Source organism: Methylobacterium terrae (assembly GCF_003173755.1).
Lineage (GTDB): Bacteria > Pseudomonadota > Alphaproteobacteria > Rhizobiales > Beijerinckiaceae > Methylobacterium > Methylobacterium terrae.
In genome coordinates this window covers 6,028,961-6,052,810 of sequence record NZ_CP029553.1, presented here as the reverse complement: position 1 = coordinate 6,052,810, position 23,850 = coordinate 6,028,961, and the positions used below count along the sequence as shown (strand labels likewise).

Here is a 23,850-nt window from a genome sequence, read left to right as displayed (position 1 = left end):
CCTATATACGCTGTGCCCGCCTCCCCGGGAGGCTCACGTCCCCGACCGTGGATCAATGGCGACGCGCCCGACCGATCTGCTCACCCTGACCCGCGAGGGCCTGTACTGCCCGCCGGGCGACTTCCACATCGATCCGGTCCGCCCGGTGCCGCGCGCGCTCATCACCCACGGGCATGCCGACCACGCCCGGGCCGGCCACGGCGCGGTGCTGGCCAGCCCCGAGACCCTGCGCATCATGGCGGTGCGCTACGGCGAGGAGTTCTGCCGGACCCGCCAGGAGGCGCGGCTCGGCGAGGCGATCCGGCTCGGCGACGTCACGGTGCGCTTCCACCCCGCCGGCCACGTCCTCGGCTCCGCCCAGATCGCGATCGAGCAGGGCGGCTGCCGGATCGTCAATTCCGGCGACTACAAGCGCGCCCGCGACCCGACCTGCCTCGGCTTCGAGGTGGTGCCCTGCGACGTGTTCATCACCGAGGCGACCTTCGGCCTGCCGGTCTTCCGCCACCCGGTCGCCCGCGACGAGGTGAAGAAGCTGCTCGATTCGGTGCGGCTCTTCCCCGAGCGCACCCACATCGTCGGCGCCTACGCGCTCGGCAAGGCGCAACGGGTGATGGCGCTCCTGCGGGAAGAGGGCTTCTCCGACCCGATCTACCTCCACGGCGCGATGGAGAAGCTGACCGACCTCTACCGCCGCGAGGGCATCCCGCTCGGCGAGACGATCAAGGTCGTGGCGGCGGAGCGGCCGAAGCTCGGCGGCCGGATCGTGATCTGCCCGCCTTCCGCGATCCAGGACCTGTGGTCGCGGAAATTTCCCGATCCGGTCACGAGCTTCGCCTCGGGCTGGATGCAGGTGCGGGCCCGCGCGCGCCAGAAGGGCGTCGAGCTGCCGCTGATCGTCTCCGACCACTCGGACTGGGACGACCTCTGCCGCACCATCCGGGACACCGGCGCGGGCGAGGTCTGGGTCACCCACGGCCAGGAGGACGCCCTCGTTCACTGGTGCGGCACGCAAGGGATCAAGGCCAAGCCCCTGCACATGCTGGGCTACGGCGACGAGGGCGAGGCGGAGCCCGAGCCGCAGGAGCCCGCCGGCGCAGAAACCCCGGGGAGCAAGGCCGCGGAGAGCGCCGCGTGAACGACTTCGCCCACCTCCTCGACCGCCTCGCCTACGAGCCGCGCCGCAACGCCAAGCTGCGCCTGCTCCAGGACTTCTTCCGCCACACCCCCGATCCCGATCGCGGCTACGCGCTCGCCGCGATGACCGGCTCGCTCAGCTTCCGCGAGGCCAAGCCCGGGCTGATCCGCGGCCTCGTCGAGGAGCGGGTCGATCCGGTGCTGTTCCGGATGTCGCACAACTACGTCGGCGACCTCGCCGAGGCGACCGCCCTGATCTGGCCGAGAAGGGGCGACGCGCCCGGCATCGGCCACAACAACCCGCCGGTGCCGACCCTGTCGGAGGTGGTGGAGGCCTTGGGCACGATCGGCAAGGGCGAGCTGCCGGCGCGGCTCGCCTCCTGGCTCGACGCCCTCGACGAGACCGGGCGCTGGGCGCTCCTCAAGCTCATCACCGGGGAACTCCGGGTCGGCGTGTCGGCGCGCCTCGCCAAGACCGCGGTGGCGAGCCTCGGCGGGCACGAGGCCGACGCGGTCGAGGAGGTCTGGCACGGGTTGCAGGCGCCCTATCCGGAGCTGTTCGCCTGGGTGGAGGGCCGGGCCGGCCCGCCGGAATCGGTCAACCCGGCACCGTTCCGCCCTCCCATGCTGTCGCATCCGATCGAGGAGGAGGCGGACCTCGAGAAGCTCGACGCCGACGCATTCTCGGCCGAGTGGAAATGGGACGGCATCCGGGTCCAGCTCGCCGGCGGACGCGACCGCGACGGCAAGCAGGTCCAGAAGATCTACTCGCGCACCGGCGAGGACATCACGGGCGCCTTCCCGGACCTCGCCGAGGCGATCACCTTCGCCGGCGCGCTCGACGGCGAGCTGCTGATCCTGCGCGAGGAGCGGGTGCAGAGCTTCAACGTGCTGCAGCAGCGCCTCAACCGGAAGGCCGTGACCCCAAAGCTGCTCCAGGACTTCCCGGCCCATGTCCGCGCCTACGACCTGCTGGCCGAGGGCGAGCAGGATCTGCGGCCGCTGCCCTTCGCCGAGCGCCGGGCGCGGCTCGAGGCCTTCGTCGCCGGGCTCGATCATGCCCGCATCGACCTCTCGCCGCTCGTGCCCTTCGCCGACTGGCAGGCGCTCGCCGCGGCCCGGGCCGACCCGGCCTCGGTCGGGGCCGGGCTCGATGCCGACGCGATCGAGGGCGTGATGCTGAAGCGCCTCGCCAGCGCCTACCAGCCCGGGCGCCCGAAGGGGCCGTGGTGGAAGTGGAAGCGCGAGCCCTACCTCGTCGACGCCGTGATGATGTACGCCCAGCGCGGCCACGGGAAGCGCTCGTCGTTCTACTCGGACTACACGTTCGGGATCTGGCGCGAGGCGCCGGATGGGGCCGAGGAGCTGGTCCCGGTGGGCAAGGCCTATCACGGCTTCACCGACGAGGAGTTGGGCAAGCTCGACCGCTACGTCCGCAACCACACCACCAAGCGCTTCGGCCCGGTGCGCGAGGTCGAGTACGGGGTCGCCAAGGGGCTGGTGCTGGAGATCGCCTTCGAGGGCGTGCAGCGCTCGACCCGGCACAAGTCGGGCGTGGCGATGCGGTTTCCCCGCGTCAGCCGGATCCGCTGGGACAAGCCGCCGGCCGAGGCCGACCGGATCGACGTGCTGGAGCGCATCCTGGCCCGCGGCGAGAAAGAGGTTCACCCCGGACGGGAGATCGCCGGATGAGACGCGTCGAGATCGTCGCCGAGAGCACCGTCGCCCGCCAGGCCACCGGCCGCCTCGTGGTCGAGACGCGGGGCCCCGGCTTCACCGAGATCACCGCCGAGGCGACCGGCTTCGTGCGCGAGGCCGGCCTGCGCCACGGCCTGCTGACCGTGTTCTGCCGCCACACCTCGGCTTCCCTGACGATCCAGGAGAACGCCGACCCGGACGTACGCACCGACCTGATGACCGCCCTCGACCGGCTGGCGCCGCGGGACGAGCCGTACGTTCACGGCATCGAGGGGCCGGACGACATGCCGGCCCATATCCGCACGCTCCTCACCGACGCGGCGCTGACGATCCCGCTCGTCGAGGGTCGGCTGGCGCTCGGCACCTGGCAGGGGATCTACCTGATCGAGCACCGCGACCGGCCGCACCGGCGCGAGGTCGTGCTGCATCTCGTCGGTGCCTGACCGAGCCGTGACGGCCGGCGCACGATGCCGGACGGTTGTATGATTTGCATTGAAAGCAGGAGAAATCGGTACTGCAAATTTTATAAAATAGTCCATAATACAAGTAAATATAAATATAATTCGTCCCCTCTCCAGTGCAGGAGAGGATTTCACGCTGTATTATATCTTCGACGTCCTTTATAGACCTGCATCATCATTGCGTTCCACCGTCGGCGACCGTCGTTCATAATATGATCGGCGGCTCGACATCCTCGGCCTCATGGCGCGGCCATCGAACCCCTACCGGTCAGGCCTCGCCAGGCCACCCCTCATGGTGCGGCGCACATCGCATATTGCATTGCAGCAAAGGCCGTGATGTACTGCGAAAGGAAAGTTGATTCCCAGATATCGCGGCGAGAGCGGTCATGAAATATATTGCATTTTCCTTCCTTGTCTTGAGTGCATTGCCGGCGAATGCGCAGGATCGTTCACAGGCCCTGACCGTCTTTCCGCCGATCATGCGGGAAGCGGCGCGCGACACGGCCGCCGCACGCCCTTGGGCGGAGCTGACCACGACACCGCAGCCGGTTCCGGCGGCCCGCCGGCCCGGTCCGGCCGCTCCCCAGGCCGATCTGATCGCGCAGCGAGACGTCGAACCCATCGCGGCCGCCCTGACCGGCGCGATCAGGTAGCCCCACCTGCGACGACCGGCGCACGACCCGCCGGTCGTCCCGGCTCCCGCCGTCGGGTCCGGGCCCGGCGCGCCGCGATGATGGAACGACCGGACGAGCGGACGCCTCGCCCGTCCTTACGCAGTCTGCCCGGCCCCGTCGCGGCGTGGAGAACGCACACCCTCCGGTTTCAAGCCCGCCAGAAAAAGCTATACAGACCAAAGAAGCAGGCCGAAGAGTGCCGGGAGCCGTGGTGGGGAGTGCGTTGGGTTCCGAGACCACCATCGTCGTCGCGGACGACCACCCGCTCTTTCGCGGCGCCCTTCGCGGCGCCGTGACGGCGATCATGCCGGCTGCCCGGATCATCGAGGCGAGCGGGCTCGAACCGCTGACGAAGATCCTCGACGACGAGCCCGAGATCGACCTCGTGCTCCTCGACCTCACCATGCCGGGGGTGCAGGGCTTCTCGGGCCTGATCTACCTGCGGGCGCAGCACCCGGCGATCCCCGTGGTGATCGTCTCGGCGAACGAGGACCCGGTGGTGATCCGCCGCGCCCTCGATTTCGGTGCCGCCGGCTTCATCCCGAAATCCCTCGAAGTCGACCGCATCGGCGAGGCGATCGGCCAGGTGCTCGCGGGCGGCAACTGGTCGCCGCCCGACATCGAGCTGTCGGCCTCCGAGGACAAGGAGACGGCCGACCTGATGCGCCGGCTCGCCACCCTGACGCCGCAGCAGGTGCGGGTGCTGATGATGCTGTCGGAGGGCCTGCTCAACAAGCAGATCGCCTACGAGCTCGGCGTCTCGGAGGCGACCGTGAAGGCGCACGTCTCGGCGATCCTGCAGAAGCTCGGCGTCGAGAGCCGGACGCAGGCGGTGATCGTCTCCTCGCGCATCGGCGCGACGCTGAAGCCCCCGGCGGGGGTCGAGTAGCGCGTCACGAGACCCGCAAGCCGGGGCGCCGGTCGCGGATCTCCGGCCCGAGGCCGCGCGGCACGTCGTAGGGCGTGCCGTCGAGCCCGAACACCGCCCGGGTGGTGTCGGCGGTCGCCGGCGTCCAGCGGGCGAGGAACGGCACCAGGGGATTGCCGTCGTAGAGCATCGGCAGCGCCAGGGGCTCGGTGTCCCAGCCCAGAGTCGCGAGGTGCGTGATCATGATCGGGTGGGCCTGGATCAGGTAGCCGTCGAGGCCGAGCATCCCGGTCAGCTCCGCCACCGCCACGAACTGGCGCCCGGCGACCGGGTCCTTCGCGGTGGCCGACGCCCGCCGCCAGGGCGCGGCGCCGCAGCGGGTCCACTCGAAGAGGCGCGGGCCGCTCGGCGCCGGCGCACCCTGGAGAAGCTGCGGGTAGACGTGGGTCTGGAGGTGCGGCCGGGTCGTCGGCAGGAGGCGCGAGTACGACACCACCTCGCCGTCGTCGATCCCGGCGACGTGGATGCAGTCCGGCCCGTCGAACTGGTCCCGCTCGCGCCCGTCGGGCTTGCGGCACGCCTCCCACCGCATCGTCTCGACGAAGAGCCGGTGGCGGAAGCAGTATATCCTGTCGAGAAGCTCCGCATTGTCGCGGTAGTTTTCGCGATCGATGATCGTGATCAAGATCAGGGCTCCTTGCTCTGACGCCCTTCATGATCTTTGAACCTAGAATGAGATAGACCGTAAATTTACGGGATGCGCGCCGGCTCGAATTTACAACTGAGCATACGGCGATGCAGAGTAAAGGTTTTCACCGCGACGGCAGGAATGAGATGAACCTTCTTACACCGGCTTGGACCGATATGTAACTCAAGGTGCGATCACGCGACGCTGCGATAAGATCAGACGCGGCGGAAAGCGGTAGCGGCCGCCCTCGGACGGAGCCGCCGCCCCACATCCTCAACGTCAGGCTGGATCAGCCGCCGCGATCGTCTTTCGCGCTGGGCCGGTGCGACTCCCGATCCGGTCGCCGTGACGTGCCGTTCGCAGGGATCGGCCGCGCCCGCCCCGCTCGCGTTCGGCGGGTCGACGCCTCGCTCTAATCGATCAGCCCCTCGCGCATCGCCTGGGCGACGAGCTGGACCCGGTTGACGGCGCCGAGCTTGCGGGCGGCGTTGCTCAGGTAATCCTCGACCGTGCGCTGCGACAGGGACAGGATCTCGGAGGTCTCCCACCCGGTCTTGCCGGCGGCGGCCCAGCGGATGCACTCGATCTCGCGCTTCGTGCAGCGCGGGCCGCCGAGCGGGCGGGAGGGCCGGGCTGGCACGGCGGGGCCGAGGCCGCGCGAGGCGAGGTGGGCGTAGATCGCCAGGAGGTGCAGCCCGGCCCGGGCCTCGTCCGACAAATCGATCCGCGGGGCGCCGAACGAGGCGGCGCTCTCGGTGCCGTCGATGTCGTGGATCGGGACGCAGAAGCCGTCGCCGAGGCCGAAGGCCGGCGCCTCGCCCATGATCCGCCGGGGCAGGGTCGCGTCGCGGTCGACCCGCACCTCCGACCACAGGAACGGCGTCGTGGTGCGGCGCACATGGGCCATCACCGGATCGTGCTGGACGTACCCCCGCTCGACGTAGCGGGCGGCCCATTCCTCGGGCCAGTGCATCAGCAGCAGCCGGTCGGGCAGGTTCTCGCCGGCGCTCTGGGGCACGCCGGCGATGGCGAAGCGCTCGTAGCCGAAGATCCCGCCGGCACGGGTCAGCACCGCCGTGATCTCGGCCGCGCTGCGCGCCGCCTTCACCGCCTGGACCAGGTCCAGGGTGACCTGACCGATCACCGCCATGTCGCAGCGCCGTCCGTTCCGGATGATCTCGAGCAGACAACCCGCCGGGAAACCGGCGGGTGCCACTGACTAGCAGGAAACGCGGCGCCCGGCGACGATCCAGGGGTGAGGAGCACCGCGGGACACGCCGCGGAAGGCGGCGTCAGGCCGCCCGCTTCTTGAACACGCCGACCAGCACCGCCGTGATCGCGGTGCCGACGACGAGGGCGACCACGGCGCCGAGCACCGGGGTGATGGCGTTCGGGATCGGCAGCACGAACAGGCCGCCATGGGGGACGCGCAGCGCGACGCCGAGGGTCATCGAGAGCGCGCCCGCCGCCGCCGAGCCGGCGACGAGGGCCGGGATCACCCGGAGCGGATCGGCCGCCGCGAAGGGAATCGCGCCCTCGGTGATGAAGGCCGCGCCCAGCACCGCCGCGGCGCTGCCGGCCTCGCGCTCGGCGGCCGTGAAGCGGCCGGGGAAGAGGCGGGTGGCGAGGGCGATGCCGAGCGGCGGGGTCATGCCGGCGAGCATCACCGCGGCCATCGGCGCGTAGATGCCCGACGAGATCAGCGCCGCCGAGGAGGCGTAGGCCGCCTTGTTGATCGGCCCGCCCATGTCGACGGCCATCATGGCGCCGAGGATCAGCCCGAGCAGCAGCGCGCTCGCGCCCTGCATCCCCTTGAGCCAGCCGGTGAGCGCCGCGAGGAGCGCCGCCACCGGCACGCCGACGACGTAGACCATCAGGAGGCCGGTCACGAGGGTGCCGATGAGCGGCAGGATCAGGACGGGCTTCAGGCCCTCGAGGTTCTTCGGCAGGCGGATCGCGCGGCTGAGGAACGAGACGGTGTAGCCGGCGATGAAGCCCGCCACGATGCCGCCGAGGAAGCCCGCATTGAGGTTCGCCGCCAGCATCCCGCCGATCATGCCGGGCGCGATGCCGGGCCGGTCGGCGATGGAATAGGCGATGTAGCCGGCGAGCGCCGGCACGATCAGCGCGAAGGCCGCCTTGGCGCCGATCTCGCCGAGCGCGAAGCCGAGGGTGCCCTTGTTCTCGGGCGACATCGCGTCGATGCCGCCGAACGCGAAGGCGAGCGCGATCAGGAGGCCGCCCGCCACCACGAAGGGCAGCATGAACGACACGCCGGTCATCAGGTGCTTGTAGGCGCCAGCCTTCGTCTCGGCGGCGGCGGCCGGGCGGGCCGGGCCGGCCTCCGCCGTGCCGGCGCCCTGCACCTCGGCGTCCTTGAGGGCGGTGGCGATCAGGCCCTTGCCGTCGCGGATCGCCGCCTTGGTGGTGGTGGCGTAGACCCGCTTGCCCGAGAAGCGCCCGCGATCGACCCCGGTATCGGCGGCGATCAGCACGATGTCGGCCGCCGCGATCTCGTCCGGCGTCAGCGCGTCGCGGGCGCCGACCGAGCCTTGCGTCTCGACCCGCACGTCGTGGCCGAGCGCCTGCGCGGCGGCCTGGATGCCTTCGGCCGCCATGAAGGTGTGGGCGATGCCGGTCGGGCAGGAGGTGATGGCGACGATGCGTTTCTTGCCGGGAGCGCTCTCCGCGGGTGCGCCGCCCGCCGCGGGTGCGCCGCCCGGGGTCGCGCCGGCGAGCGCGCGGTCGATCACGCCCTCGACGTCGGCGAGAACGTCCTCGATCGCCGCCTTCGCCCGGCGCAACGCGCCGAAGCGGCCCTCGCCGAGATCGCCGGAGCCGACGAGGAGCACCGCGTCGGCGCCCCGGATCGCGCTGTCGCTCAACGGCGCCCCGGTCGCGCCGCGGCCGCGCAGCTCGAGGTCGAGGCGCTGGTTGCGCCGCCCCGCCGCCCGGCGCAGGGCCTCGGCCGCCAGCACCGCGTGGGTGCTGAGATCGCCGCCCCCGACGACGGCTACCAGGTGGGTCATGGGGTGTTCCTCCTCGGATCTGTTGTGGTTGCGAGGTTCGTCGTGCTCGAAGTTTTTCGGCGATACTCGGATCGTCCCACCCGCGACCTCATCCTGAGGTCGCGGGTGGGTGGATGATGGCTTGACTTACGCAGGGAGAACGCGGACCTCGATGCCTTCGGCGATCGCCTCGACCGCCCCGCGCCCGGGCAGGTGGGCCCCGGCCCGGGTCAGCTTGCCGGCCGCGAAGGCCAGTGCCAGGCGGGCGGTGTCGGCGAGGCTCCGATCGGCGCAGAGGCCCGCCACCAAGCCGGCCACCAGGGCGTCGCCGGCACCGACGGTGCTCGCCACGTCGGTCGCGGGCGCCAGCGCGTGCAGGGCTTCGTCCCGGGTCCCTCGACCGCGCACGAACACCGCGCCCTCCGCCCCGAGGGAGACCGCGACGAGCGGGATGCCGCGCCGCACGAGTTCCCGCGCCGCCGCGACGACGTCGGCGAGGGCGGGGAGGGGCCGGCCGGCCCATTCCTCGAGCTCGTGCCGGTTCGGCTTGACCGCGTCGGGCAGGACCCTGGCGGCGAGCGCCGCGGCGAGCGGCGGACCGGAGGCGTCGAGCAGCACCCGGGCGCCCCGCTCCTTCAGTTCGGCCGTCAGCTCCGCGTAGAGGCCGGCCTCCACGCCCGCCGGCAGGCTGCCGGCGAGCACCACGAGGGTGTCGGGGCCCGCGGCCTCGGCCAGCACCGCGCGGATCGCCCGCAGGGTCGCAGGGTCGAGGGTGAGGCCCGGCAGGTTGACGTCGGTGGTGCCGGCCGGATCGACGAGCTTCAGGTTGGTGCGGGTCTCGCCCGGCACCCAGACGCAGCGGTCGTCGATGCCCTTGGCGGAGAACAGGGCCTCGAAGGCGGCGGCGTTGCCGGCGCCGAGCACCCCGGTGGCGGTGACCGGCACGCCCCAATCGGCGAGGCAGCTCGCGACGTTGACGCCCTTGCCGCCGGCATCGTCCCGCACCGCGCGGGCGCGGTGGACCGCGCCCGGCTCCAGCCGGTCGAGGGTGACGGTCCGGTCGATCGCCGGGTTGAGGGTGAGGGTGAGGACGCGGGTCACGCGCGGGCCTCCCGGTCGAGGGCCCGGACCGACGCGGCGTCGGGTTGGGCGCACGCCTCCTCGGCCAGAGCCTTGAGGTCGGCGAGGGACGCGGCACGCAGGCGCGCCTTCACGGCCGGCAGGTCGCGGGGCGTCATCGAGAGCTCGTGCACGCCGAGGCCCGCGAGCAGCCCCGCCCCGAACGGATCGCCGGCGATGCCGCCGCAGACCCCGACGAAGCGCCCGTGCCGGGCGGCGCCCTCGCAGGTCATCCGCACCAGGCGCAGGACCGCCGGATGGAGCGAATCGGCCTCCGGCGCGAGGTCGGTGTTCTGGCGGTCGATGGCGAGCGCGTACTGCGTCAGGTCGTTGGTGCCGATCGAGAAGAAGTCGCAATGGGGGCCGAGCGCGTCGGCCTGGATCGCCGCGGCCGGCACCTCGATCATGATGCCGAGGGGCACATGCGGCGCGCCGATCTCGGCCCGGATCCGCTCGCACGTCCCGCGCAGCGCCAGCACCTCGGGCACCGAGGTGATCATCGGGAACATGATCGAGAGCGGCGCGTCCTTGCCCCTGGGCGCGTCGGCCGGCACGCCATCCCTCGCGGCGCGGTAGAGGGCGCGCAGCTGCGGCTCCATCAGGTCGGGCCGGCGCAGGAGCAGCCGGGCGCCGCGCACGCCGAGGAAGGGGTTCTCTTCCTTCGGCAGGGCGAGGTGGGGCACCTGCTTGTCGCCGCCGATGTCGAGGGCGCGCACGATCAGGGGCCGGCCGGCCAGCGCCTCCAGCATCGCCCGGTAGGTGGCGTACTGGTCGTCCTCGTCCGGGGTGTCGCCGCGCTCCAGGAACAGGAACTCGGTGCGCATCAGGCCGACGCCCTCGGCGCCCTGCGACAGGGCGAACGGCACCTGGTCCGGCGTGTTGACGTTGGCGCCGATGGCGAGCTGGTGCCCGTCGCGGGTCCGGGCCGGCAGGCCGCGCTCGCGGGCCTCCTCGGCCTGCGTCGCCCTCAGGGTCTCGCGCCACGCGGCGGCGGCGTCGAGGTCGCGCTCGCTCGGATCGACGTAGAGGCGTCCCGTCGTGCCGTCGAGGATCGCCGTCCGGCCCGCGGCGAGGCCGAGGAGCCCGGCGCCCGCCGCCACCACCGACGGGATGCCCAGGGTCCGGGCGAGGATCGCCGTGTGGGAGGTCGGCCCGCCCTGCGCGGTCGCGAGGCCGAGCACCCGCGCGGGGTCGAGCCCGGCGGTGTCGGAGGGCGCGAGGTCGGGAGCCAGCAGGATGCAGGGCGTCTCCGGCAGGGAGTGGCCGGCCCGGAGCGCGGGGTCGATCTGCGCCAGCACCCGACGGCCGACGTCGCGCAGATCCGCCGCGCGGGCGGCGAGCACCGGGTTGCCGAGCGCCGAGAGCTGGCCCGCCATCCGCTCCACCGCCCGGTTCCACGCGAAGGCGACGCCGTGGCCCTCGACCATCAGCTGGCAGGCCAGCGTGATCAGGTCGGTGTCACTGATGAGGTCGGCTTGCGCCTTGAAGATCCCGGCATCGGCCTGGCCGAGGCGCCGGCCGGTATCGTCGACGAGCGCCTTGAGCTGCGCCGCGGTGCTCTCGAGCGCCGCGTGCAGCCGGTCGCCGCCGCTCGTCAGCGGCTCGGGCTCGTCCGGCACCGCGACCTCGGTGGGCCCGAGCACGTGGATCGGCCCGATGGCGAGGCCCGGGCTCGCGCCGATGCCGGGGATCACCCGGCAGGGATCGGCCGGGTTCCAGCCCGCCACCGGGGCGGCGGCCTTGACGGCGGCCTCCGCGGCGCGAGCCGCCGCGGCCTTCTCGCCGGCGGAGAGGCCCGTCACCGTGGCCTTGAGCCGGGCGAGCGCCGCCGGGGCGTCCTCGCCCTCGGCCGAGATCACCGCCTCGTCGCCGGCGCGCAGGCCGAGCTGGAGCAGGGCGATGAGGTTCTTGGCGTCGGCCACCTCGGCGCCGTGGCGGACCTGGATCCGGGCGGGGCTGGCGCGGGCGGCCTCGACCCAGGCCGAGGCCGGGCGGGCGTGGAGGCCGGTGGGGTAGTCGACGGTCCAGGAAAAGCTCCGGGCGAGGTCGGCGGCCGGGCCGGCGCTGCCGGAGGCGGCGGCATCCTCGGAGAGCGCCGCGGCGATCTCGCCGGCATCCTGCGTGGTGCGCAGGCGCGCCAGCCTGGCCTCGTCCTGGATCAGCCGGGTGAGGCGGCGCAGGACCGTGATGTGGGTGTCGGATTGCGCGGCGATCGCCACCACCAGGTGGGCGTCCTGCCCGTCGTGCCAGGCGACGCCGGCGGGAACCTGCAGCACGGCGAGCCCGCTCTCGCGCACGAGCGCCCGGTCGTCGACCATGCCGTGCGGGATCACGACGCCGTGGCCCAGATAGGTGTTCGCGACCTCCTCCCGGCGCAGCATGCTGGCCTCGTAGGCCGGGTCGATGCAGCCGGCGGCGACGAGGAGCTGGGCCGCCTCGCGGATGGCGGCCTCCTTGGTGGCGGGAGCGGCGGCGGTGCGGATCAGGACGCGCGGCGTCAGCGGCGGGGTCGGCGCGAGCATGGCGAGGCTTCCTCCCGGAAGGCGATGGGTTCTGGTCGAGGTTCTGCTTGAACAATCGTTTCCCCGTATGAAAACGTTTTCAGCACCTATGTCAATCCTTGTCGCAAGGGATGCCGCAAGGGCCGCGAATGTGAGGGCTTGCACAGGGCGCTGTCGGGTGCCACCATGGCGTCCATGAGGCTGAAAACGTTTTCTAGACGATGACCGTCGGCATCCGTGACGTCGCCCGCGCGGCGGGCGTATCCACCGCGACCGTGTCGCGGGCCTTGGGGAAAGGCCCGGTCAGCGACGCCCTGCGCGAGCAGGTCGAGGCGGCCGTGCGGGCGACCGGCTACCGGCCGAACCTCTCGGCCCGCCGCCTGCGCTCGCAGGCGACGCAGACCATCGGGCTCATCGTCGCCGACATCCGCAACCCGTTCTTCACCGCGGTCAGCCGGGCGGTGGAGGATGCGGCCTACCAGGCCGGGATGCGGCTGATCCTGTGCAACACCGGCGAGGACCCGGAGCGCGAGGCCCTGTACCTGCGGCTGATGCAGGAGGAACGGGTCACCGGCGTCGTCTTCGCGCCGACGCGGCGCACCGCCGAGCGCCTGCGGCCGGAGGATTTCGCCTTCCCGCTGGTGCTGATCGACCGGACCGGCCCGCCCGGCGGCCATGACGGCGTGGTGCTCGACAACGTCGCGGCGGGCGCGGCCCTCGTCGACCACCTGGTGGAGCGGGGGTTCTCGCGCATCGCCGGCCTGTTCGGCTCGACGAGCTCGACCGCCGAGGAGCGCCGCGACGGCTACCTCGCGGCGATGCGCCGCCACGGCCTCGCGCCGCAGATCCGCACCGTGCCGCCGGAGGCCGAGCCGGCCGAAGCCGAGGTGGCGCGCTGGCTTGCCGAGCCGGACCGGCCCGAGGCGCTGGTCCTCTCGAACGGCCTGATCCTGATGGGGGCGGTGCGGGCGGTCCGGGCGGCGGGCGTGCCCTGGCCCGGCGGCATCGCGCTCGCGGGCTTCGACAACGAGCCCTGGACCGAACTCGTCGAGCCCGGCCTGACGGTGATCGAGCAGCCGGTGGCCGAGATCGGCGCCCAGGCGATGGGGCTGCTGTTCGACCGGCTGAAGAATCCGGGCCAGCCGGTGCGCAAGGTGGTGCTGAGCGGCCGGCTGATCGCCCGGGGATCGACGGGGGCGCGGGTGGCGGGGCGGTGAGGATCGTCGTCCGCTTCGATCGGCTCAGGCGGATCTGACGCCCTCCCGATCATTCCGGGGCCGCGCAAGCGGAGCCCGGAACGACCCCGGGTGTCGTCGGGCGTCGGTGGGGAACGACCGATGCCGGCGGGCGGCATGGATCTCCCCTACGGCTTCTCCTCCGCCGGGCCGTGCTTCTGCGGCCGGTGCCCGTCCTGGCCCGGATTGTTGTGCTTGTTGTGGTCGCGGCTCTCCTGGTGGGTCGAGGGCGGCCGGGTCGGGTCGGCGCTGGTGCGGATGCGGGCGCCGCCGCCGGCCGGCACGTTGGGGCCGTCCTTGCCCTCGATCAGGCGGATGTTCTGCGCGTGGGTCTTGTCGCCGTGGGGCTTCTCGCCGGCCATGGGCTTCTCCTGTCCGCGGATGAGCCGGGCCAACCTCCCGTGTCTTGCCCTGTTCCTTGCCCTGTTCCTTGCCCTGTTCCCCGCCCTGTTCCTCACCACACCGGATCGGCCGCGCCGAGCGGGCCGGCGGGCCGGTCCCACCGCATCGGGACGCCGTCGAGCGTCAGCGGCGGGCGCAGGCGCAGGGCGGGACCCCAGGCGGTCGGTTCGGGGGCCTCGGCGTAGTCGGCGCGGGTCGGGGGGGCCGGCGGGTCCTCGGGGGCGGCCGGGGGCGCGGCGGCGAGCAGGTGGGCGGTGCGGGCGAGCGCCGCACGCGCTCCGGCGCCCCGCCCGGTGGCGAGCCGCCGCGTCAGCCCCCGCAGGACCGCCGCCGCCATCAGGTAGCCGGTGGCGTGGTCGAGGGCCTGCACCGGCAGCGGCACCGGCCTGTCGGCGCGCGCGCGCCGCATCCCGGCCTCGGCGATGCCGCAGCTCATCTGCACCAGGCTGTCGAAACCGCGCCGGCCCCGCCACGGCCCTGTCCAGCCATAGGCGTCGAGGGCGACGTCGATCAGGCCCGGCCGCAGGCGGGCGCGGGCCGCCGCATCGAAGCCGAGACCGGCCAGCGCCTCCGCCCGGTAGCCGTGGACCAGCACGTCGGCCCCGGCGAGCAGCGCCTCGAAGCGGGCGCGGCCCTCCGGGTTCCTGAGGTCGAGGCGGGCGCAGGCCTTGCCCAGCGTCATCTCCGGCACCACGCCGGGCTCGTCCCAGCCCGGCGGATCGAGGCGCAGCACCGTGGCGCCGTAGCCGGCAAGCACCCGCGTCGCCACCGGGCCGGCGAGCACCCGCGTCAGGTCGAGGACGCGCAACCCCGCGAGCGGGCGCTCCGGCCGCGCCGCGCCAAGGCGGTCGGCGTCAAGGCCGTCGGCGCCAAGGCCCTCGGCGCCTGCCTCGCCGACCTCCCACGACACCAGCGGCTCGCGCGCCAGGGCCGCGCCCTGGGGGTGGACGGCCCAGGCTTCCGCCGCGCGCATCGCGGCGGCGCAGCCCCCCTGCGCCACCACGGCCGCCTCGAGTTCGTCCGCCCGCCAGCGCGCGACCGCGCCCGCCACCGCCGCCCGCTCCGGCACCGCGCCGAGCACGGCCAGCGCTGCGTCGCGGTGATGGGGTGCGTTGGTGTGGAGCCGGATCCAGCCGTCGGCCGACCGGTAGTCGCCGGCGACCGGATCCCAGAGCGGCGGCGGCTCCCAACCCTGGGGCGCGAGGCTGCGGGAGAACCACTGCGCGGCGAGCCGCCGGTCGACCGTCACGGCCGGGCGCCGGCCGAACCGGGCCTCGACCAGCTCCGCCAGCGCCAGCCCCGCGGCGGCGACCGAGGCCGCCGCGAGGTCGCTGACCGGGTAGACAGAGGGGAGGGCGCCCGTGCCGGTCACCGTCACCGGATGCGGCGCCTCGAGCCCGAGGGCCTGCCCGATCCCCCCGAGGAGGGCTCCGAAGGCCGAACCGTCCGCCGCACCCGTCATCGCCCGCTCCTCGCCCGCTCCTCGGCCGCTCCTCGGCCGCTCGTCGTGACAGGAGCGCGCCGGGCGGGCGAGATCGTCAATCTTGATTCGTCGAATCAACCTCGCCCCCATCAACCGCCCGCGAGCCGCCGTGACCGCCTACCTCACCGCCACCGAGGCGGCCGCCCGCCTCGGGGTCAGCCGCCAGACCCTCTACGCCTATGTCAGCCGCGGGCTGATCGAGGCGCACCCGACCGACGACCCGCGGGTGCGCCGCTACCCGGCCGAGGCGGTCGCGCGCCTCGCCGAGGCGCGGCACCGCGGGCGCCGGCCGCGGGAGGTCGCCCGCGCCGCCCTCGACTGGGGCCTGCCGGTGCTCGAGACCGCCGTCACGCTGATCCGCGACGGCCGGCTGTACTACCGCGGCGCCGACGCCGTGGCGCTCGCCGAGACCGCGACCCTGGAGGAGGCGGCGGCGCGGCTCTGGGACTTGCCGTCAGGGGATCTGCCGTTCGGGGATCTGCCGCCCGGTGCCGCCTTCGGGCCGGGGGCGCCCCCGGGCGGGGCGAGCGGCGGCGACCTCCTCGGCGCCTTCGCGGCCGCGACGCGCGACGAGCCGACGGCGTCCTGGCAGCAGGATCCGGCCCGGCTCGCGGCGGGGAGCGGCGCCCTGGTGCGGGTGCTCGGCGCCTGCATCACCGGCGGACCGCCCGAGGCCGTACCGCTCCACCGGCACTGCGCCGTGTCCTGGGGCCTCGGCCCGGCCGGCGCCGAGGCCTTGCGCCGGGCGCTCGTGCTCTGCGCCGACCACGAGTTGAACGCGTCGGGCTTCACCGCGCGCTGCGTCGCCTCGGCGGGGGCGAGCCTGCGAGCGGCGGTCGTCGCCGGGCTCGCGGCGCTGAGCGGCAGCCGGCACGGCGGCATGACCGACCGGGTCGAGGCGCTGTGGGACGCCCTCGACCCGGCGGATCCGGGCCCGTCCCTGCGCCGCCAGCTCGCCGGGCGCGAGGGCCTGCCGGGTTTCGGCCACCCGCTCTACCCCGCCGGCGACCCGCGGGCCGCCGCCCTGCTGGCGCCGCTCCTCGCGGAGGATCCCGGCCTGCGGGCGGTGGTGGCCGCGGCCGAGGAGCTGACCGGGGCCCGGCCGGCCCTCGACCTCGCCCTCGTGGCGTTGCGCCGGCACCTCGGGCTGCCGCGCGGCGCGGCGTTCGGGCTGTTCGCCCTCGGCCGCTCGGTCGGCTGGATCGCGCAGGCCCTGGAGCAGCGGCGGACCGGCGGGCTGATCCGGCCGCGGGCGGTCTATGTCGGGCCGGAGCCGTGACGCCCGCCGGGTCAAGCTCGCCCATCGGCGGGGGACATCGACCATCGCGCCTGTGCTCGGCCCGCGCGCGCGCTTGACTTTGTCGCCCGCGGAAAAACAGTTGAGGTTCACTTCACGCGCGGATGCGGGGGCGGACGATGGTGCGCGGCGGGACCGGACGCTCCGCGGTGCTGGCGGCCTGCCTGGCAACCGGCTCCATGGCTCCCTGGCCGGCCCGGGCCGAGATCCAGGTGCTGGGCGCCCGGATCACCGCCGGCGAGCTCTGGGTGCTGGGCACCGCCGACGCGCCCGACGCCGAGATCAGCCTCGACGGCCGCTTCACGGCGCGGGCCGACGCCCGCGGCAAGTTCGAGTTCCGCCTGATCTACCACCCGGCGACCTGCATCGTGACCCTGCGCGCCGGGCGCGAGGAGCGCGGCGCGGTGGTGGGCGAGTGCGGCCAGCAGGGCCCGGCCGGGCCCGAGGGCCGGGCCGACCTCAGGACCCTGACCGGGCCGCCCGGCCCCCCGGGCCCGGCAGGCGAGGCGGGACCAAGGGGCGAGGCCGGGCCCAGAGGAGAAGCGGGTCCCAGGGGCGAGGCGGGTCCCAGGGGCGAGGCGGGTCCCAGGGGCGAGGCGGGTCCCAAGGGCGAGGCGGGTCCCAAGGGCGAGGCGGGTCTCAAGGGCGAGGCGGGTCCCAGGGGCGAGGCGGGACCGGAGGGTGGGACGGGTCCTCGGGGCGAAACCGGTCGAAGCGGCGAAGCGGGGCCGAAGGGCGAGGCCGGGCCCATGGGGCCCGCCGGCCTCCGCGGCGAGGCGGGCTTGCGGGGTGACACCGGCCCGGCCGGCCCGCAGGGTGACGCGGGCGAGGCCGGCCCGCAGGGCGAGGCCGGGCCGAAGGGCGAGGCCGGCCCGCCCGGTGCGCCGGGCCTCGCGGGCGCACCCGGCAAGCCCGGCCCGCGCGGGCCTGCGGGCCCGCCCGGTCCCCGGGGACCGGCGGGCCCGGCGGGGGCGGCCGCCCGCGCGCCGGCCGCCCCGCGGCCGCAGGCGCCGGCGACCGCCAGGCCGGTCCCGGCGGCACCCGCGGAGGGGGACGTGTACTGACCGCGGCCGCCGGGATCGTGCGACGCCGATGCCGCCTCCGGGCCAAGGACGAAGGGTCCGGCAGATCCGGGCAGGCCGACGCTCTACCGGTATTTTTTAACCGCCTTTCCCTACGGATATCCGATCGGATGCGGGCCGGTCCGGCACCGCGGGAGGCGGCTCGAAACCATGTCGATAAGAACACGCCTGATCGTCATCTTGTCGGCGATCACCGTCATGTTCACGCTGACGACCAGCCGCAGCCTGCACGGTGCCCACCAGCAATGGACGCGGTCGGCGCAAGCCTCGCGCCTCGCGGAAGCGGACCGCCTGCTCACCCATGCCCTCTCTCAGCTGCGCTTCGAGCGCGGCAGCGCGGTCTCGGGGCTCGTCCTCGACCCGGCCAAGCTGGGCGCCAACCTGACCGACCTGGCCCGGCGCCGGACGCTGTCGAGCGACGCGCTGTCCGGCGCCCTCGGCATCCTGTCCTCCGGCGCGGACCGGGACGGCATCGACGTCCGCCCGGTCTCGGAGAGCTATGAAGCCTGGACGCGCATCCGGACCGACCTCGACGCCGCCCTGGCAAAGCCGGTGGCGGCGCGCGCGCCCGACCTCGTGAAGCGGGTCAACGACGGCTACGCGGTCCTCAGCGCCGCCGTCGACGCCCTCATGCGCGCCACCGAGACGCGCCTGCGCATCGAGGATCCGAGCCTGTCCGACCTGCTGCGGCTGCGCGAGATGAGCTGGGCGGCCCGGGTGCTCGCCGGCAACGCCACCCTGATGGTCAACGACGTCCTGGCGCAACACCGCGCGATGACGGCGAAGGAGCAGTTCGACTTCGCGCTCACCGGCCGCGAGACGCTGTTCGCCTTCAAGATCGCCCGCGACATCGCCGGCGGCCTGTCCGGCGCCGCCGAGGTGAGGGCCGCGGTGGAGAAGGCCTGGGTCGGGTACTTCGACGGCCCCTTCGACGCGCGGACCCGGGCCCTGATGCCCGCCCTGCTCGATCCGGCGCTGCCGCGGCCGACGGTCGTCGAGTCGCGGGCGCAATCGACGCCGGCCCTCGACACGATCGCGGCGGTCTCGCTCGCGGCGGTCGGCCATCTCGAGGCGGTCGCCGGCGCGTCGGCCGCCGAGGCCCGCACCGAGCTCGCGGTCCAGGCAGGCCTCCTCGTCCTCGTCCTGGTGCTCGGCCTCGGCGGGATGGCATGGGTGGCCGTCGGCGTGATCCGGCCGCTCGCGACCATGACCGGGGTGATGCGCCGGCTGGCGGGCGGGGACACCGCCTCGGCGATCCCGCATGACGGGCGCCGCGACGAGATCGGCGCCATGGCGAGCGCCCTGGCGGTGTTCCGCGACGGCATGATCCGCACCCGCCGGCTGGAGGAGGAGACGGCGCTCGCCCGCGCCTCGGCCGAGGAGCAGCGCAAGACCGGCATGCGCCAGATGGCCGACGGCTTCGAGCAGGCGGTCGGGGGCATCGTCGGCATGGTCTCGGCGGCGGCAAGCGAGCTGCAGGCGACCGCCGAGAGCATGAGCGCGACCGCCGGCGCGACCGCCACCCAGTCGACCGGCGCCGCCGCTGCCGCCGACCGGGCGGCGGCCAATGTCGGTACCGTCGCGGTCGCCGCCGAGGAGCTCGGCTCGTCGATCGCCGAGATCGCCCGGCAGGTCACCGACTCGTCCGGCCTCTCCCAGGCCGCGGTCGCGGAGGCGAACGCCACGGCGGGGCTGGTGCAGGACCTGGCCCAGGCGGCGAGCCGCATCGGCGACGTGGTGGCGCTGATCTCCTCGATCGCCGCCCAGACCAACCTGCTCGCGCTCAACGCCACCATCGAGGCCGCCCGGGCCGGGGCGGCGGGACGGGGCTTCGCGGTGGTCGCCGCCGAGGTGAAGGCGCTGGCCGGCCAGACCGCGAAGGCAACCGAGGACATCACCCGGCAGATCGGGCAGATCCAGGGCTCGACGGACCAGGCGGTCGCCGCCATCGGGGGGATCGGGACGCGCATCCGCGAGATCGCCGGCGTGGCGGCCGCGGTCGCCGCGACGGTGGAGCAGCAGGGCGCGGCGACGCAGGAGATCGTGCGCAACGTCACCCATGCGGCCACGGGCACGAGCGAGGTGACCCGGAACGTCGCTAGCGTGGCCGACGCGGCCGAGGAGACGGGAGCGGCCGCGAGCCAGGTGCTCGCCTCGGCCTCCGAGCTGTCGCGCCAGTCCGAGCATCTCAACGCGGAGGTGCAGCGGTTCCTGGCCGGGGTACGGGCGGCCTGACGGTCGTTCGGCAACCGGGAGCGGGGAGGCCCGAGGCCTCCTCGGACGAGAGTGCGGAGCGGCGAACGATCGGGCCCGGGGTGCGAGCCGGCGCGCGGGTCGGTCGGGTTCGATGCGGGAGCGCAAGGGGAAGGGGGCAAGGGGAGCGGGGCAATCGCCCGCGGCTCCCTCTTGCTCCTTGCCCCTCGCGAGCGTCCTTATGGCTCCGACGGCAGTTCCCGCACCACCACGCGCCCGCCCTCCGCCGAGAGCGCCAGGCGGCCGGCCTTGAGCGCCAGCGCCTTCTCGCCGAACAGGCCGCGGCGCCAGCCGTGCAGCACCGGCACGTCGGCCGCGTCGTCCTCGGCCAGGGCCTCGAGGTCGTCGACGGTGGCGATGATCTTGGGCGCCACGCGCTCGTCCTCGCAGACCGCCTTCAGCAGCACCTTGAGGAGTTCGACGAGCGCCCCGTTGCCGCCGCTGCGCGCGCGGCCCCGCTCGGGGGTCGGCACGGTCGAGGGGTCGCGCGACAGGCCGCGCTCGACGGCGGCCAGGATGTCGGCGCCGGTGCGCGAGCGCTCGAACCCGGCGGGAATCGTGCGCAGGCGCCCCAGCGCCTCGACGCTGCGCGGCGCCGAGGTGGCGAGGTCGATCACCGCCTCGTCCTTCAGGATGCGCCCGCGCGGCACGTTGCGGGACTGCGCCTCGCGCTCGCGCCAGGCCGCCACCTCCATCAGCACCGCGATCTCGCGGGCCTTGCGCATCCGGCTGCTCAGCCGCCGCCAGGCCTGGTCCGGATCGGCCCGGTAGGTGTCGGGGGAGGTGAGGACCGCCATCTCCTCGTCGAGCCAGGCGCCGCGGTCGGTCGAGAGCAGTTCCCGCGCCAGCACCTCGTAGACCTTGATGAGGTGGGTGACGTCCGACAGGGCGTAGCTCAGCTGCGCGTCCGAGAGCGGCCGGCGCGACCAGTCGGTGAAGCGCGACGACTTGTCGATCTTCGCCTTGGCGACGTCGTTGACGAGCTGCTCGTAGGAGACGGAATCACCGTAGCCGCACACCATCGCGGCGACCTGCGTGTCGAAGAACGGCTGCGGCAGCAGGCCGCCGAGCAGCCAGATGATCTCGAGGTCCTGGCGCGCCGAGTGGAACACCTTCAGCACGCCCTCGTCGCCCATGAGCGCGAAGAACGGCGCGAGATCGATGTCGGGCGCCAGCGGATCGACGAGCGCGGTCGACCCGTCCGGTGCCGCGATCTGGATCAGGCACAGCTTCGGATAGTAGGTCGTCTCGCGCATGAACTCCGTGTCGACGGTCACGAAGGGTTGCGTGGCGAAGCGCGCGCAAGCGGAGGCGAGTTCTTCCGTCGAAGTAATCAGCTTCATGACGTCCGGCTATAGCGGAGCCGGCCGCCGAGGGCGAGACGCCGGCGGCGTGGGTTATGGGGATTGGGCGGCGTGGTAACCGAAAATCACGCGGCGCGCGATCCGCCCGTGCCCCGACGCGAGGCGCCCGCCTCCGCCCTGGACCTGGCCCGCCGCGTGCCTTCCGCCCGGCGGGTGAGCCAGTCGAGGATGTTGCGCTCGACCCGCTCGCCGGTGTCGCGGTCGGTCAGGCGGTGGATGCGGTCGGCCCGGAACCCCCGGTAGCCGTCCCGGTCGCGGTCGGTTCCGCCGACGAGGACCCGGCCCGGGCCGATCTTGAGCTCGTGCGCCTGCAGCCGGCGCACGCTCCAGGCGCCGTTGCCATCCTCGTAGACGAGCTCGAACCGCCCCTCGATCGGCAGCACCCGCCAGGCGCCGTCCTGGCGTTCGATGAACGAATCCCGACGATCGACGGGCATGGCGCGGGCCTCCGGAGCGGGTGGGCGAGCCGGGACCGGGGTATCCCCGGGCGGGTCCGGCAGGGTGTCGGGCAAGGTGCCCGGGTGGGGCTCGAACGAGCCGAAAAAGCTGTGCTGATCCATGGGGATAATATAGTTGTTCGTTGTTTGTTCCACAAGCGCGAACGCCCCGGCGCGGACCCTGTTCCGGCGCCCCGCGCTTGACTTCGCCTCCCCCTTCGCGAATGGGTGCCGCACGCTTCTGCGTGCGAGCGGACGGCTCGCGCGCCCGGCCTGCCGGCCCGGTCGAGACAGCCGAGAATTCTGGACAGCGAAGACACGCCCATGCACCGCTATCGTTCCCATACCTGCGGGGCGCTCCGCGCTTCCGACGTCGGCGCGACCATCCGCCTCTCGGGCTGGTGCCACCGCGTCCGCGACCATGGCGGCGTGCTGTTCATCGACCTGCGCGACCATTACGGCATCACGCAATGCGTGATCGATCCGGATTCCGCGGCCTTCAAGGCGGCCGAGGCCGTGCGCTCCGAGTGGGTGATCCGCATCGACGGCCGCGTGCGCCAGCGGCCGGCCGGCACCGAGAACGCGGAACTCCCGACCGGCGCGGTCGAGGTCTACATCACCGACCTCGAGGTGCTGGGCGCCGCCGGCGAATTGCCGATGCCGGTCTTCGGCGACCAGGAGTATCCCGAGGAGACGCGGCTCAAGTACCGCTTCCTCGACCTGCGCCGCGAGAAGCTGCACGCCAACATCATGCGCCGCGGCGCGATCATCGATTCGCTGCGCCGGCGGATGCGCGAGGGCGGGTTCTTCGAGTTCCAGACCCCGATCCTCACCGCCTCGTCGCCGGAGGGCGCGCGCGACTTCCTGGTGCCGTCGCGCCTGCATCCGGGCAAGTTCTACGCCCTGCCGCAGGCCCCGCAGCAGTTCAAGCAGCTGACGATGATCGCCGGCTTCGACCGGTACTTCCAGATCGCGCCGTGCTTCCGGGACGAGGACGCCCGGGCCGACCGCTCGCCGGGCGAGTTCTACCAGCTCGACATCGAGATGAGCTTCGTCACGCAGGAGGACGTGTTCCAGGCCGTCGAGCCGGTCCTGCGCTCGGTCTTCGAGGAATTCGCCGACGGCAAGCGCGTCTCGCCGAGCTTCGTGCGGATCCCCTACGCCGAGGCGATGCTGAAATACGGCGTCGACAAGCCGGACCTGCGCAACCCCCTCGTCATCGCCGACGTGACCGACGAGTTCCTGCGCGAGGACGTGACCTTCAACGCGTTCAAGAACGCCATCAAGGCCGGCGGCGTGGTCCGCGCCGTGCCCGCCCCGGGTGCGGCGTCCCAGCCGCGCTCGTTCTTCGACAAGCTCAACGACTGGGCCCGCTCCGAGGGCGCGCCCGGCCTCGGCTACATCGTGTTCGAGGAGGAGGGCGGCCAGCTCACCGGCCGCGGGCCGATCGCCAAGTTCGTGCCGGCGGAGGCGCAAGCGGCGATTGCCGCCAAGGCCGGCCTCAAGGCCGGCGACGCGGTGTTCTTCTCCGCGGGGCCCGAGGCCAAGGCGGCGGGGCTCGCCGGCAAGGCTCGCATCCGGGTCGGCGACGAGCTCAACCTGTCCGACAAGGACCAGTTCGCCTTCTGCTGGATCACCGACTTCCCGATGTACGAGTGGAACGAGGACGAGAAGCGGGTCGATTTCTCGCACAACCCGTTCTCGATGCCGAACTTCGACCACGACGCGTTCATGGCCCTCGACCCGGAGGACCACGCGACGATCCTCGGCATCAAGGCGTTCCAGTACGACATCGTCTGCAACGGCATCGAGCTGTCGTCGGGCGCGATCCGCAACCATCGCCCCGAAGTGATGGAGAAGGCCTTCGGGCTCGCCGGCTACCCGAAGGACGTGCTCGAGGCGAAGTTCGGCGGCATGCTGAACGCGCTGAAGATGGGCGCGCCGCCGCACGGCGGCATCGCGCCGGGCGTCGACCGCATCGTGATGCTGCTCTGCAACGAGCCGAACATCCGCGAGGTGGTGCTGTTCCCGATGAACCAGCGCGCCGAGGACCTGATGATGGGGGCGCCCTCCGAGGTCGGCCTCAAGCAGCTGCGCGAGCTGCACATCCGCCTCAACCTGCCGCAGAAGCAGGGCTGATCGGCGG

The 23,850-nt window shown here is 73.3% G+C and carries 19 protein-coding genes; 10 read left to right on the top strand and 9 right to left on the bottom strand.

The features are described 5' to 3' along the window. Positions 1–55 precede the first annotated feature (55 nt). The 5 genes from DK419_RS27835 (at position 56) to DK419_RS27815 (ending at position 4,856) form a co-directional block, all read left to right on the top strand. Positions 56–1,135 (top strand): ligase-associated DNA damage response exonuclease, encoded by a 1,080-nt coding sequence (locus DK419_RS27835; protein WP_109961940.1) that lies wholly within the window; start codon positions 56–58, stop codon positions 1,133–1,135. Then, on the top strand, positions 1,132–2,826 hold the full coding sequence (locus tag DK419_RS27830; RefSeq protein WP_109961939.1) for a cisplatin damage response ATP-dependent DNA ligase: 1,695 nt from the start codon (positions 1,132–1,134) through the stop codon (positions 2,824–2,826). Before DK419_RS27835 ends, DK419_RS27830 begins: the two co-directional genes overlap by 4 nt. Further along, positions 2,823–3,275 carry a secondary thiamine-phosphate synthase enzyme YjbQ gene (locus tag DK419_RS27825; RefSeq protein ID WP_109961938.1) on the top strand — a complete coding sequence of 151 codons (453 nt, stop codon included), beginning with the start codon at positions 2,823–2,825 and terminating at the stop codon, positions 3,273–3,275. Before DK419_RS27830 ends, DK419_RS27825 begins: the two co-directional genes overlap by 4 nt. 404 nt (positions 3,276–3,679) lie before the next feature. Further along, on the top strand, positions 3,680–3,946 hold the full coding sequence (locus DK419_RS27820) for a hypothetical protein (RefSeq protein WP_208642253.1): 267 nt from the start codon (positions 3,680–3,682) through the stop codon (positions 3,944–3,946). Positions 3,947–4,190: 244 nt separating this feature from the next. Beyond that, positions 4,191–4,856, top strand: coding sequence for a LuxR C-terminal-related transcriptional regulator (locus tag DK419_RS27815; protein WP_109961937.1), 666 nt, complete (start codon positions 4,191–4,193; stop codon positions 4,854–4,856). Between the two features lie 4 nt (positions 4,857–4,860). On the opposite strand, the gene DK419_RS27810 is transcribed toward DK419_RS27815, so the two are convergent. From DK419_RS27810 to ptsP, 5 genes are all read right to left on the bottom strand, one after another. Then, entirely contained in the window at positions 4,861–5,520 is a 660-nt protein-coding gene (locus DK419_RS27810) for an acyl-homoserine-lactone synthase (protein WP_162561446.1), read from the bottom strand. 415 nt (positions 5,521–5,935) lie between these two features. Then, complete coding sequence (locus DK419_RS27805) at positions 5,936–6,673, bottom strand: LuxR family transcriptional regulator (RefSeq protein ID WP_109961935.1); 738 nt, start codon at positions 6,671–6,673, stop codon at positions 5,936–5,938. 142 nt (positions 6,674–6,815) lie between these two features. Next, positions 6,816–8,552 (bottom strand): PTS fructose transporter subunit IIC, encoded by a 1,737-nt coding sequence (locus DK419_RS27800; RefSeq protein ID WP_109961934.1) that lies wholly within the window; start codon positions 8,550–8,552, stop codon positions 6,816–6,818. A gap of 126 nt (positions 8,553–8,678) precedes the next feature. Next, complete coding sequence (gene pfkB, locus DK419_RS27795; protein WP_109961933.1) at positions 8,679–9,632, bottom strand: 1-phosphofructokinase; 954 nt, start codon at positions 9,630–9,632, stop codon at positions 8,679–8,681. After that, the gene (gene ptsP, locus DK419_RS27790; RefSeq protein WP_109961932.1) at positions 9,629–12,172 is read right to left on the bottom strand and encodes a phosphoenolpyruvate--protein phosphotransferase; all 2,544 of its coding nucleotides are present in this window, start codon (positions 12,170–12,172) and stop codon (positions 9,629–9,631) included. Before ptsP ends, pfkB begins: the two co-directional genes overlap by 4 nt. Positions 12,173–12,372: 200 nt before the next feature. On the opposite strand from ptsP, the gene DK419_RS27785 reads away from it, so the two are divergent. Continuing rightward, positions 12,373–13,368, top strand: coding sequence for a LacI family DNA-binding transcriptional regulator (locus DK419_RS27785; protein WP_109961931.1), 996 nt, complete (start codon positions 12,373–12,375; stop codon positions 13,366–13,368). A 146-nt stretch (positions 13,369–13,514) separates the two neighbouring features. Here DK419_RS27785 and DK419_RS27780 read toward each other — a convergent pair whose 3' ends face one another. Together DK419_RS27780 and DK419_RS27775 are read right to left on the bottom strand one after the other, a co-directional pair. Continuing rightward, positions 13,515–13,748, bottom strand: coding sequence for a hypothetical protein (locus DK419_RS27780; RefSeq protein WP_109961930.1), 234 nt, complete (start codon positions 13,746–13,748; stop codon positions 13,515–13,517). Positions 13,749–13,840: 92 nt separating this feature from the next. After that, on the bottom strand, positions 13,841–15,250 hold the full coding sequence (locus tag DK419_RS27775; RefSeq protein WP_109961929.1) for a CoA transferase: 1,410 nt from the start codon (positions 15,248–15,250) through the stop codon (positions 13,841–13,843). A gap of 130 nt (positions 15,251–15,380) precedes the next feature. On the opposite strand from DK419_RS27775, the gene DK419_RS27770 reads away from it, so the two are divergent. The 3 genes from DK419_RS27770 (at position 15,381) to DK419_RS27760 (ending at position 19,885) form a co-directional block, all read left to right on the top strand. Then, the gene (locus tag DK419_RS27770; RefSeq protein WP_109961928.1) at positions 15,381–16,550 is read left to right on the top strand and encodes a citrate synthase family protein; all 1,170 of its coding nucleotides are present in this window, start codon (positions 15,381–15,383) and stop codon (positions 16,548–16,550) included. A 137-nt stretch (positions 16,551–16,687) separates the two neighbouring features. Continuing rightward, entirely contained in the window at positions 16,688–17,632 is a 945-nt protein-coding gene (locus tag DK419_RS27765) for a collagen-like protein (RefSeq protein WP_245442756.1), read from the top strand. A gap of 216 nt (positions 17,633–17,848) precedes the next feature. Then, on the top strand, positions 17,849–19,885 hold the full coding sequence (locus DK419_RS27760) for a methyl-accepting chemotaxis protein (protein ID WP_245442755.1): 2,037 nt from the start codon (positions 17,849–17,851) through the stop codon (positions 19,883–19,885). Between the two features lie 197 nt (positions 19,886–20,082). Here the strand turns inward: DK419_RS27760 and rnd are convergent, their stop codons facing one another. Continuing rightward, positions 20,083–21,246, bottom strand: coding sequence for a ribonuclease D (gene rnd, locus DK419_RS27755; protein ID WP_109961926.1), 1,164 nt, complete (start codon positions 21,244–21,246; stop codon positions 20,083–20,085). A gap of 86 nt (positions 21,247–21,332) precedes the next feature. Next, positions 21,333–21,704, bottom strand: coding sequence for a hypothetical protein (locus DK419_RS27750; protein ID WP_109961925.1), 372 nt, complete (start codon positions 21,702–21,704; stop codon positions 21,333–21,335). Between the two features lie 324 nt (positions 21,705–22,028). On the opposite strand from DK419_RS27750, the gene aspS reads away from it, so the two are divergent. Further along, on the top strand, positions 22,029–23,843 hold the full coding sequence (gene aspS, locus DK419_RS27745) for an aspartate--tRNA ligase (RefSeq protein WP_109961924.1): 1,815 nt from the start codon (positions 22,029–22,031) through the stop codon (positions 23,841–23,843). Positions 23,844–23,850: the final 7 nt, after the last annotated feature.